Here is a 10,564-nt window from a genome sequence, read left to right on the forward strand (position 1 = left end):
GTTTTTCGATGAAGCGCACGCTCGTCCTCGCCGCCGCCATGGCCGCCGCACTTCCGTTCTCCGCCCTGGCCCACAAGGCCTGGCTGCAGCCCTCGCAGACCGTGATCGCGGGTACCAACCCGTGGATCACCGTCGATGCGGCTGTTTCCAACGACCTGTTCTACTTCAACCATGTGCCGCTGCGCCTGGACAACCTGGTCATCACCGCGCCGGATGGCAGCACCGTGCAGCCGCAGAACGCGGCGACCGGCAAGTTCCGCAGTGTGTTCGACGTCGAGCTGACCCAGCAGGGCACCTACCGCCTGGCCACGATCAACAACGGCCTGTCGGCCAGCTGGGAAGAAGACGGCAAGCCCAAGCGCTGGCGCGGCACCCCGGCCACCTTCGCCACCGAAGTCCCGAAGAACGCCAGGAACCTGCAGGTCTCGCAGTCGGTCGGTCGCGTGGAAACCTTCGTCACCAACGGTACCCCCAACGATACCGCGCTGAAGCCGACCAACCAGGGCATCGAGATGATCGCGCTGGCCCACCCGAACGATCTGGTCGCCGGTGAAGCCGCACGCTTCCGCGTGCTGGTCGACGGCAAGCCGGCCGCCGGCCTGGACTTCGAGATCACCCGCGGCGGCACCCGGTACCGCAACGCACAGGAAGAGATCAAGGTCAGTACCGATGCCAAGGGCGAGTTCGCCGTGACCTGGCCGGAAGCGGGCATGTACTGGCTGGAAACCGGCACCGAGGACAGCAAGACCTCGATCAAGGAAGCCAAGAAGCGTCGCCTGAGCTACGTGGCCACGCTGGAAGTGCTGCCGGAGTAACGGCATCCGGCGTGCGTTGCGCGCGCCGTCCTCCCCACCCGCCCCCGCCGACCTGACGGGGGCTTTTCACCCGACGCATTCCGGCCATCGGGCTTACCAAGGCCCGACCTGCCCACCCCCATGACCAACCCGGATTTCGACATCGCCCGCCTCGGTGGCCACACCATGGGCACCACTTGGCAGGTAAAACTGGCCGTGGCGCGCACCCGCGACCTGCACCCGTTGCATGCCGGCATCCAGGCGCAGTTGGATGCCATCGTGGCGCAGATGAGCACGTGGGAAGCCGACAGCGATATCGCGCGCTTCAACCGTGCCTCCGCCGGTGAATGGCAGGTGCTGCCGCCGTTGTTCGATACGGTGATGCAGTGTGCGCTGAAGATCGCGCAGCGCAGCGGCGGCGCCTTCGATCCCACCGTAGGCCCGCTGGTGGCGCTGTGGGGGTTCGGGGCGCAGGCGCAGGCCCGGCGGATTCCCGATGCCGACACGCTGGCGGCAACGCGCGCGCGCTGTGGCTGGGAACGCCTGCAGTGGCAGCCCGGTCGCCTGCTGCAACCCGGCGGACTGGCACTGGATCTGTCGGCGATCGCCAAGGGCTTTGGTGTCGATCAGGTCAGTGCGTGGCTGCGCCAGAACGGGGTACACGCCGCATTGGTGGAGGTCGGCGGCGAGCTGCACGGGTTTGGTCACAAGCCCGATGGCCAGCCGTGGCGCGTGCTGGTGGAATCGGCACCGGAGGAAGACGCGCAGGCCACCTATCCGCCGCGCGTGCTGGCACTGACGGACCGCGCAGTCGCCACCTCCGGTGATCGCTGGCACCACTTCGAGCAGGGCGGCGAGCAGTTCAGCCACACGCTGGATCCGCGCATCGGTGCGCCGGTCACGCGCGCTGCGGCGGCCGTCACCGTGGTTGCCGACAGCGCCATGCAGGCCGACGCCTGGGCCACGGCGCTGACCGTGATGGGCAGGGACGAGGGCATGGCATTTGCGCGCACCCATGCGCTGGCCGCACGCTTTGTCGGCCGTGGCGCGCACGGTAGCGAGGAATCCATGAGTCCTGCATTCGAGCAGTTGCTTGCCGACGACCGCGTGGGCGCGGCATGAGCCTGCGCCCATCGCGTGCGTGGCTGGGCAACCTGATGGTGATGGTGCTGGTGGGCGTCATTGCCTGGGCGCTGCTGCGCCTGCATCTGGGCGACGCCTGGTGGCCAGCCGCACCGTTGGCCGCGCATTGGCGCTGGGCAGCGGGGAGCCTGGTGCTCTATGCCGCGTTCTGCACCCTGATCTGGTGGCGTGGACGACCCCGGCAGGCGCGGGTGGCCGACAACGGGCCCGCACCGATCCTGCTGGTCTGGGCCAGCCAGACCGGCTTCGCACAGCAGCTGTGCGACCGCAGCGCAGAGGCATTGCGCGCTGCCGGGCTGCCAGTGCGCATCCGTGCGCTGCATGCGGTGACGGCCGAGCTCCTGCAGCGCAGCGCGCAGGTGCTGTTCGTGGTCAGCACCACCGGCGAGGGCGATGCTCCGGATCATGCCCTGCCCTTCCTGCGCAAGGTGATGCCGCAGGCGCCCGCACTGCCCCACCTGCAGTACGGCGTGCTGGCCCTGGGCGATCGCAGCTATGGCCATTTCTGCGCCTTCGGCCACCAGCTCGACGCATGGCTGCGCCAGCGTGGTGCCCACCCGCTGTTCGATACGGTTGAAGTGGACAATGCCGATCCCGGTGCGCTGCGCCACTGGCAGCAGCTGCTCGGCCAGCTTGGCGGCGAAGCCACCGAGCTGCCGGACTGGACGCCGGCCGAGTATCTGCCCTGGCAACTGCAGGCGCGGCATCTGGAAAATCCGGGCAGCCCGGGGGCACCGACCTACCGGATCACCCTGGTGCCTGCCGATGGCACCCTGCCGGTCTGGCAGGCCGGCGACGTGGTCGAGATCGGGCCGCAGCATGCACCGGCGGACGTCGAAGCCTGGCTGCGCAAGACGCCGTGGGCGGGCGACACGTTCATCGATGGGCAGACGCTGCGTGCGCATCTTTCGCGCGCGCATCTGCCCGGTGCTGAGGAGATGGCGGCGCTTGCCGACCCAGATGCCGTGGTCGCCGCGTTGCGTCCCCTGCCTCACCGGGAATACTCCATCGCCACCCTGCCCGCCGAAGGCCAGGTGCAACTGCTGCTGCGCCGCCAGCTGCGGCCCGATGGCACGCCGGGCCTGGGCAGCGGCTGGCTGTGCGATCACGCTGCGCTCGGTGGCCGCATCGATCTGCGCTTCCGAAGCAACCCGAACTTCCACGGTGCGGCAGCGGCAACGCCGCTGATCCTGATCGGCAACGGCACCGGCATCGCCGGCCTGCGCGCCCACCTGCGGGAGCGGATCAGCGCCGGCGCGCGCCGCAACTGGCTGCTGTTCGGCGAGCGTACGGCCGCGCACGATTTCTTCTTCGGCGACGACCTGCGCGCCTGGCAGCGCGACGGCTGGATCGCACGGCTGGATACGGTGTTCAGTCGCGACGGTGATGAGCATCACTACGTGCAGGACCGGCTGCAGGCGCAGATCCACACGCTGCAGCAGTGGGTGCACGACGGTGCCACGATCCTGGTCTGCGGCAGCCTGCAGGGCATGGCACCGGCGGTGGATGCGGTGATCGAGCAGGCGCTGGGCCGCGACGTGAAAGAAGCGCTGATCGTGGCCGGACGCTACCGGCGCGACGTGTACTGAGGAGTGCCTGCAGGCCCTCAGGCGTTGCGGCCCACCGCACTGACGCGGATCGCCAACAACTCCCCGCCGCCGTGCAACGCAAACCGGCGGCGCTCGCCGGCCGCCAACCACGCGGTATCACCGGCAGCCAGCGGCGTCAGCGATGGCTCGCCTTCGAATTCGGCCTGGCCGGCAAGCAGATGAATCGCCCACGCCGCCGCCGGTTCGGTGAAGAAGAACATGCTGCCCACCAGCGGCCGGTGCAGCAGCTCGGCCTGCACGGCATCGCGCCGCCACATCAGATTGAAATCGTGGGTCACCCCGTCGATCAGTTCGCCGGTCACCTGCGCTTCGCCCGCAAACCGCAGGCGGTCGTGCGGCGGCATCAGGGTATGCAGTGCGCCATCGGCGAACCGCAGGTGCAGGCCTTCGCCACGCAGCAGCACCAGTTCGCGGTCGATCCCGGGAAAGGCCGAGAACGCGGCGTCCTGCTCGATCTCGGCGATCGACAGGCGCACCTGCCAATCGTCGTTGTCGGGCACGCGCAGGATCTCGCGGGTCCAGCCCAGGCCGTTGCGCCAGCGTTCGCGGCGGTATTCGAAGGAGGGGATGACGCGGCTGGCCGCGCTCAGGACGGTATCGGTCGACATGGCGCCAGTGTGCCTGAGCCGACGCAGCAGAGCTGCCTCAGGACACGCCGCCACAATCGGGTTCCAGCAGCCGCGAACGCGCCAGCCAGTCCTTGTCCGGGTAGTACGCGAACACCATCGTGCCGCCGCGCAGGCTGTCGATCAGCGGCCGCGCCACGGACAGCCGCACAGCGGGGCACCCCAGGCTGCGGCCCAGCCGGCCCTGCAGGCGCGCGATCGCCGGATTCACGTACGGCGCGCCGTGGATGACGATCGCGCGGTCGCGGGCATGGTCATTGAAGCCCGGCTCCAGCCCTTCCAGGCGCAGCGAATAGCCGTTGCCGCCCATGTAGGTCTCCTTGGCGGTGAACGCGCCCAGGCTGGACATGAAACTGCCGTCCTTGTTGGAGAAGTGCTGGGTACGGTTGTCACCGCTGTTGCGCCCATGCGCGACCCACTCCTCGAACAGCAGCCGCTGGCGGGTCAGATCGAAAATCCACATGCGCGGTTCGGTCGACGGCCGCGAGTAATCGATCACGCTCAACTTGCCCGGGTCGACGCCGAGTTCCGGCCGGCGCAACGCACAGCGCATCGCGCGGGCCGCCAGCTGCAACACGTGTTTGTCCGCAGCCGGTGCGGCCCTGGAGAGCATCTCGGCCATCTGCACCGGAGTCGCCTCCGGGGCCGGCGCAGGGCTGGCCGCGCCCGCCGTGGCGGACGCGATCAGGCCGCAGAACGCGGCAGGCAGCAATTTCACAACGGGCATGGGCAGCACACCAACCGGAGGCAACCCTTACAACGTGGACCCGCCGGCGTCGGATTCCAAGACGGGCTGCAGGTTCTGTTCATCGGCCACCGGGCGAACCGCGGGCAGGCTGGTCACCAGCAGCGTGGTGCCGGGCACCAGCACGCTGTACAGCTGTTCAGCGAATTCCGGCGGCAGCGCCATCGGCAGGCTCGGCGTGGCGAGCAGGTCCGGGGTGGCATTGGCGGCGGTCTGGCCCAGCAGTGGGTAGGCGGTCCAGCGGTGCAGCGGGCGGTGCGGGTCCAGCGGGCTGGGGTTGTCCTGGTAGCCCTGGCCCATCACGAACAACGTGGTGCCCTCGAACGCCGGCAAGGCCTTGGCCTCCAACCGCGACTCGCCGATCAGCACGCCATCGCGCAGCACATACAGGCGTTGATCATGCAGGCTGACCAGAATGCCGACCTGGCCGGCCGGGGCCGCCGCATCGTTCCAGTAATGCGCCGGCGCGTCGGTGCTCTCGACCAGCGGTTTGCCGGTGCTGCTGACCGGCGCCAGCACGGCCGGATAGGCCAGCGTCATCGGCGCGCTCTTGGCATCGGCCACCACCACGGTATCGCCGCGATGGGTCTCGCCGAACAGCTTCTGCGCGAACGCCTGCGGCAACCGCACGCAGCCGTGCGAGGCCGGATGCCCGGGCAGGCTGCCGCCGTGCAGCGCGATGCCGTCCCAGGTCAGGCGCTGCATGTACGGCATCGGCGCGCTGTTGTAGAGGTTGGATTTGTGGTCCTTGTCCTTCTGCAGGATCGTGAACACACCGGTCGGGGTTTCGTGCCCGGCCTTGCCCGAGCTGATCGTGCTCATGCCGATCGCGATGCCGTTGCGGTACACGTAAGCGCGCTGCTCATCGAGGCTGACCACCAGCACGATCGGGCCGGACGGGGAGATCTCCGGATGCCAGAGGAACTCGCCGGGCTTGAGATCGGTGGGGCCGCGCGGGGCCTCGGTCGTCCTGCTGGCCGTCGGCGCAGTGTTGGCGGCCGTGGCGGGAAGCATCCCGGTCGCCAACAGCGTTCCGAGCGCCAGACTCAACAGCGTGCTGCGTACTGCCATGTCGTGCATCCATTCGAAGAGATGCCGCCACGCTACACGAAGTGCCGCCAAGCGTTCGCGAAAACCACGGGGGGCCACGCGTCGTATTTCGTTCGCCCCAAACAGTAATTGCCCGGCCACACCTCCGTGTGCAGACCGGGCAATCGATACATCCTTGTCGGCATCCCGCCTTCCCCCTGTGCGTCCTGCGCAGTCTGGGTGCCGGCCATGCTCCGTGCACTCGGCCGTATATGCTTCCGCCATCTCAGCCCTTCCCGGGGTCTGGATGCCACCGTCCTGGTGGGTCCGCGCCGCTCCTTCCGCGCCGCCTCCGTGCGTGCCGCCTCCCTGCAGCGGTCGGTGCCACCGCGGCATCCTGCCGTGGCAGCCAGTGACCGGCATCCTGCCCGTCCCGACGTGTCCTGTTGTTCAGCGCCTTGGTACGGTGGCCGGCGCTGCCCTCCTGGGCGGTGCCTGGACCGGCGCCTGCCTGGCCCCGGTGGTCATCCGTTGTCGATTCCGTTCGACGGTAGCTGTCCCTATCCCCTTCACCCGCGCCAGATCCTCGACGTGTTCGAAGGGGCCGTGTTGTCGCCGGTACGCGACGATCGCTTCGGCCTTCATCGGGCCCACGTTCGCCAATCCCTGCTGCAGCGTCGACGCATCCGCCGTATTGATGTTGATCCGATCGGCCGCGAAGGCCATTCCGCTCAACAGCAGTCCCAGCACCAGCGCCCTGCACGAAAACCAAGGTCGCACTGTGTAGCTCCTTGTGGCTCGGAACCGGCCCCTGCCGGCAATCCTGTCGAAGGTTCCAGCGTCCCTCGCCACATACACACAGCCTATCGTCCACGGCGCCTTCACACAGCAGGCCTAACACCCGACGTGATGTAGGGAAATACCTACCCCAGCGCAGGCGTAGAATGGACGGACTTGTCAAAAGCACTCCGGAGTTCAGATGGACAGCGCCAAGCTCGGCCAATTCGTCAGTGAAAAGTGGGACAACGAGATCGTCCCGCAATTGGTCGATTACATCCGTATCCCCAACAAATCGCCGATGTTCGACGCCGATTGGGTCGCCAACGGCTACATGGAACAGGCCGTCACCCTGATGGAAACCTGGGCCAAGGCCCAGAACCTGCCCGGCCTGACCGTCGAGGTCGTGCGCCTGGAAGGCCGCACCCCGCTGCTGCTGCTGGAAATCCCGGCCTCCGGCGCCGAGACCGGCGACGACACCATCCTGCTGTACGGCCATCTGGACAAGCAGCCGGAAATGACCGGCTGGGACGATGACCTGGGCCCGTGGATCCCGGTGCTGCGCGGCGACAAGCTGTACGGCCGCGGCGGCGCCGATGACGGCTACGCGATGTTCGGTTCGCTGGCCGCCGTGCTGGCGCTGCAAGAACAGGGCCTGCCGCACGCGCGCTGCGTGATCCTGATCGAAGCCTGCGAAGAATCCGGCAGCTACGACCTGCCCGCCTACGTTGATCACCTGGCCGAGCGCATCGGCAAGCCGTCGCTGGTGGTGTGCCTGGATTCGGGCTGCGCCAACTACGACCAGCTGTGGTGCACCACCTCGCTGCGCGGCCTGACCGGCGGCAACTTCTCGGTCAAGGTGCTCAACGAAGGCGTGCATTCCGGCGATGCCTCCGGCGTGATCCCGTCCAGCTTCCGCCTGCTGCGCCAGCTGATCTCGCGCATCGAGGACGAGAACACCGGCCGCATCCTGATCGACGGCATGAATGTAGAGATCCCGGCCGAGCGCCAGGAACAGGCCAAGCGCGCCGCTGAAGTGGTGGACACCGCCATCTTCGAGAAATTCCCGATGGTCGACGGCCTGCGCCCGATGAACGATGACCTGGCCGAACTGGTGCTCAACCGCACCTGGCGCCCGGCGCTGTCGGTCACCGGTGTGGACGGCCTGCCGCCGCTGGCCTCGGCCGGCAACGTGCTGCGCCCGCATACCGCGGTGAAGCTGTCGCTGCGCCTGCCCCCGACCGCCGACGGCAAGGCCTGCGGCGAGCTGCTCAAGGAAGCGCTGCTGCGCGATCCGCCGAACGGCGCCGAAGTGAAGCTGGACCTGGAGAAGGCCTCCAGCGGCTGGAACGCCCCGGCCATGGCGCCGTGGCTGACCCAGGCGATCGACGATGCCAGCCAGACCTTCTTCGGCAAGCCGGCGATGTACATGGGCGAAGGCGGCTCGATCCCGTTCATGGGCATGCTCGGCGAGAAGTTCCCGGGCGCGCAGTTCATGATCACCGGCGTGCTCGGCCCGCACTCCAACGCACACGGCCCGAACGAGTTCCTGCACATCCCGATGGGCAAGCGCGTGACCTCGTGCGTGTCCAAGGTGATCAGCGAGCATTACGCGGCCAGCCTGCGTGGCGAGACCAGCGGTTCGCCGGTCGCCGCCGACAGCGGTACCCGTCACGGCGGCCACGGCTGCTGCTGACGTTGGCGGACGCAGCCCGGCCTTGCTAGGCTGCGTCCACCTCTACTGACGCATTTGGCATGAACGGACTGTTTGGCAGCACCAGCTGGCTCTACATCATCCTGGTCGGCTTCGTCGTCGGTCTGCTCGGGCGTTTCTTCATGCCGGGCAACAACCGCATGGGCTGCCTGCTGACCATCGTGCTCGGCATCGTCGGCGCCCTGCTGGCCGGCTGGTTCGGCCAGTACATGGGCTGGTATGCCCGCGGCGAGCCGGCCGGTTTCATCGGCGCGATCCTGGGTGCGGTCGCGGTCCTGGCCGTGCTGCGGTTGTTCAGCAGCAAGCGCTGAGCATCGCCCTTTCTTCCCGCGCGCCGTCCGGCGCCGCTTCGACGTACCCGTCCATGAACGATCCCGCTTCCGATCCGCTGCGCGCCGAACACCGCCGGCAGTGGACCTGTGCCGCCCTCGGCGACCCGGCCACTGCGCTTGACCGTGCGTCGGTCGATGCCGGTTTCCGCAGCTACTGGCGCGCCACCAGCGCGCGCGGCAGCCACATCGTGATGGACTCCCCGCCCGGGCTGGAGGACGTGCGCCCGTGGCTGCGCATGCACGACCTGCTCGAGCCCAACGGCGTGCGCGTGCCGCAGGTCCTGGCGCGCGATGAGGACAACGGTTTCCTGCTGCTGGAAGACCTGGGCGGCCCGACCCTGGCGCGCCATATCGACAATGACAACGCCGATGCCTGGTTCGATGCCGCCTTCGCGCAGCTGATCCGGCTGCAGTCGATCCCCGTGCCCGAGGGCATGGGCAGCTTCGGCGAGGCGCTGCTGCAGCGTGATGCCGGGCTGTTCGACGAATGGTTCCTGCAACGTCACCTCGGCCTGGCACTGGACGGCGGCGAGATCGAGCACCTGCAGCGCATGCACCGCCTGCTGATGGACAACGCCCTGCAGCAGCCGCAGGTGCTGACCCACCGCGATTTCATGCCGCGCAACCTGATGCCGATCGACGGCGGGCCGGCCGTGCTGGATTTCCAGGATCTGGTGCGCGGGCCGATCGCCTACGACCCGGTCAGCCTGTTCAAGGATGCGTTCCTGAGCTGGCCGATCGAACGCGTGGACGCGTGGTTGGCGCGCTATCACGCGCTCGCCCTGGCCGCCGGCCTGCCGGTGCGGCCGTGGCCGCAGTTCCTGCGCGACGCCGACTGGATGGGCGTGCAGCGCCACCTGAAGATTCTCGGCCTGTTCGTGCGCCTGCGCGACCGCGACGGCAAGGGTCACTACTTCGAGGATGCACCCCGTTTCATCCGCTATCTGGATGAAGTGCTGCCGCGCCATCCCGAGCTGGCCCCACTGCACGACCTGTTCGAGCTGCGCATCAAACCGGCCCTGGCCCGCATCGCCGAACCGGTGCAGGCGCGCCCATGAAGGCCATGATCTTCTCGGCCGGCAAGGGCGAGCGCATGCGCCCGCTGACCCTGCACACGCCCAAGCCACTGCTGGTGGCCGGGGGCAAGCCGCTGATCGTGTGGCACCTGGAACGGCTCGCTGCCGCCGGCATCGATGAGGTGGTGATCAACACCGCCTGGCTGGGTGACCAGTTCGCACCCGCGCTGGGCGACGGTGCGCGCTGGGGGCTGCGCCTGCACTTCATCGATGAGGGCGCCGTGCCGCTGGAAACCGGTGGCGGCATCCTCAATGCCCTGCCGATTCTCGGCGAGGCACCGTTCTTGGTGATCAACGGCGATGTGTGGACGGATATGGAGGTCGCCACGTTGCCGCGCACGCCTGCCGGCGATGCGCATCTGGTGCTGGTCGACAATCCCGCGCAGCACCCGCGCGGTGATTTCATCCTGCACGCCAATGGTCGCGTCAGTGATGACGGCGACAGCGCGCGGCTCACCTATGCCGGTATCGGCGTGTACCGCCCGGCGATCCTCGACGGCTGGCGGGCGGTGATCGGCGACACCACCGGGGCCGGCGCGACACCGCCGCAGTTCAGCCTCGTCCCCCTCCTGCGCCACGCGATGGCGCAGGGCCGTGTGACCGGCCAGCACCATCGCGGCCGATGGACCGACGTAGGCACGCCGGAGCGTCTGGCGCAGCTGGACGCCCAGTTGCAATCCCCGCACGGATAAAACACCGCGCCCCCCCTTTGGGCGAC

At 68.4% G+C, this 10,564-nt stretch carries 11 protein-coding genes; 7 read left to right on the forward strand and 4 right to left on the reverse strand.

All coding sequences use genetic code 11. The features are described from left to right. The first annotated feature begins 8 nt into the window (after positions 1-8). The 3 genes from C0R07_RS13105 to C0R07_RS13115 all read left to right on the forward strand — a co-directional run bounded on the left by C0R07_RS13105 (position 9) and on the right by C0R07_RS13115 (position 3,526). Positions 9-815 (forward strand): DUF4198 domain-containing protein, encoded by an 807-nt coding sequence (locus tag C0R07_RS13105; RefSeq protein WP_102789114.1) that lies wholly within the window; start codon positions 9-11, stop codon positions 813-815. 120 nt (positions 816-935) lie between these two features. Then, positions 936-1,916: an FAD:protein FMN transferase gene (locus tag C0R07_RS13110; RefSeq protein ID WP_070471116.1), complete on the forward strand. Its 981-nt coding sequence runs from the start codon at positions 936-938 to the stop codon at positions 1,914-1,916. Continuing rightward, positions 1,913-3,526: a sulfite reductase subunit alpha gene (locus C0R07_RS13115; RefSeq protein ID WP_102789115.1), complete on the forward strand. Its 1,614-nt coding sequence runs from the start codon at positions 1,913-1,915 to the stop codon at positions 3,524-3,526. Before C0R07_RS13110 ends, C0R07_RS13115 begins: the two co-directional genes overlap by 4 nt. 17 nt (positions 3,527-3,543) lie before the next feature. On the opposite strand, the gene C0R07_RS13120 is transcribed toward C0R07_RS13115, so the two are convergent. From C0R07_RS13120 to C0R07_RS13135, 4 genes are all read right to left on the reverse strand, one after another. Then, positions 3,544-4,155: a HutD/Ves family protein gene (locus C0R07_RS13120; protein WP_102789116.1), complete on the reverse strand. Its 612-nt coding sequence runs from the start codon at positions 4,153-4,155 to the stop codon at positions 3,544-3,546. 37 nt (positions 4,156-4,192) lie between these two features. After that, positions 4,193-4,900: a murein L,D-transpeptidase catalytic domain family protein gene (locus tag C0R07_RS13125; protein ID WP_102789136.1), complete on the reverse strand. Its 708-nt coding sequence runs from the start codon at positions 4,898-4,900 to the stop codon at positions 4,193-4,195. Between the two features lie 27 nt (positions 4,901-4,927). Continuing rightward, on the reverse strand, positions 4,928-5,989 hold the full coding sequence (locus C0R07_RS13130) for a L,D-transpeptidase (RefSeq protein ID WP_019185651.1): 1,062 nt from the start codon (positions 5,987-5,989) through the stop codon (positions 4,928-4,930). Between the two features lie 408 nt (positions 5,990-6,397). Beyond that, a complete protein-coding gene (locus C0R07_RS13135) occupies positions 6,398-6,673 on the reverse strand; it encodes a ComEA family DNA-binding protein (protein WP_019185650.1) in 276 nt (91 codons plus the stop codon). A 253-nt stretch (positions 6,674-6,926) separates the two neighbouring features. Between C0R07_RS13135 and C0R07_RS13140 the strand changes: the two genes are divergently transcribed. Genes C0R07_RS13140 through murU form a run of 4 tightly spaced genes read left to right on the forward strand, consistent with a single transcriptional unit; the run spans position 6,927 to position 10,538 of the window. Continuing rightward, positions 6,927-8,420 carry a M20 family metallopeptidase gene (locus C0R07_RS13140; RefSeq protein WP_019185649.1) on the forward strand — a complete coding sequence of 498 codons (1,494 nt, stop codon included), beginning with the start codon at positions 6,927-6,929 and terminating at the stop codon, positions 8,418-8,420. 59 nt (positions 8,421-8,479) lie between these two features. Continuing rightward, the gene (locus C0R07_RS13145) at positions 8,480-8,749 is read left to right on the forward strand and encodes a GlsB/YeaQ/YmgE family stress response membrane protein (protein WP_019185648.1); all 270 of its coding nucleotides are present in this window, start codon (positions 8,480-8,482) and stop codon (positions 8,747-8,749) included. Positions 8,750-8,802: 53 nt separating this feature from the next. Further along, positions 8,803-9,828 carry an aminoglycoside phosphotransferase family protein gene (locus C0R07_RS13150; protein WP_070471131.1) on the forward strand — a complete coding sequence of 342 codons (1,026 nt, stop codon included), beginning with the start codon at positions 8,803-8,805 and terminating at the stop codon, positions 9,826-9,828. After that, the gene (murU, locus tag C0R07_RS13155; RefSeq protein ID WP_102789117.1) at positions 9,825-10,538 is read left to right on the forward strand and encodes an N-acetylmuramate alpha-1-phosphate uridylyltransferase MurU; all 714 of its coding nucleotides are present in this window, start codon (positions 9,825-9,827) and stop codon (positions 10,536-10,538) included. The genes C0R07_RS13150 and murU overlap by 4 nt, the downstream gene beginning before the upstream one ends. Positions 10,539-10,564 lie beyond the last annotated feature (26 nt).

The organism is Stenotrophomonas bentonitica, assembly GCF_002887735.1.
Lineage (GTDB): Bacteria > Pseudomonadota > Gammaproteobacteria > Xanthomonadales > Xanthomonadaceae > Stenotrophomonas > Stenotrophomonas bentonitica_A.

What these genes read in the sequence shown, in the direction of transcription:
- C0R07_RS13105 (WP_102789114.1), top strand. Translation starts at nt 9, where the DNA reads ATGAAGCGCACGCTCGTCCTCGCCGCCGCCATGGCCGCCGCACTTCCG.
- C0R07_RS13110 (WP_070471116.1), top strand. Translation starts at nt 936, where the DNA reads ATGACCAACCCGGATTTCGACATCGCCCGCCTCGGTGGCCACACCATG.
- C0R07_RS13115 (WP_102789115.1), top strand. Translation starts at nt 1,913, where the DNA reads ATGAGCCTGCGCCCATCGCGTGCGTGGCTGGGCAACCTGATGGTGATG.
- C0R07_RS13120 (WP_102789116.1), bottom strand. Translation starts at nt 4,155, where the DNA reads ATGTCGACCGATACCGTCCTGAGCGCGGCCAGCCGCGTCATCCCCTCC.
- C0R07_RS13125 (WP_102789136.1), bottom strand. Translation starts at nt 4,900, where the DNA reads ATGCCCGTTGTGAAATTGCTGCCTGCCGCGTTCTGCGGCCTGATCGCG.
- C0R07_RS13130 (WP_019185651.1), bottom strand. Translation starts at nt 5,989, where the DNA reads ATGGCAGTACGCAGCACGCTGTTGAGTCTGGCGCTCGGAACGCTGTTG.
- C0R07_RS13135 (WP_019185650.1), bottom strand. Translation starts at nt 6,673, where the DNA reads ATGGCCTTCGCGGCCGATCGGATCAACATCAATACGGCGGATGCGTCG.
- C0R07_RS13140 (WP_019185649.1), top strand. Translation starts at nt 6,927, where the DNA reads ATGGACAGCGCCAAGCTCGGCCAATTCGTCAGTGAAAAGTGGGACAAC.
- C0R07_RS13145 (WP_019185648.1), top strand. Translation starts at nt 8,480, where the DNA reads ATGAACGGACTGTTTGGCAGCACCAGCTGGCTCTACATCATCCTGGTC.
- C0R07_RS13150 (WP_070471131.1), top strand. Translation starts at nt 8,803, where the DNA reads ATGAACGATCCCGCTTCCGATCCGCTGCGCGCCGAACACCGCCGGCAG.
- murU (WP_102789117.1), top strand. Translation starts at nt 9,825, where the DNA reads ATGAAGGCCATGATCTTCTCGGCCGGCAAGGGCGAGCGCATGCGCCCG.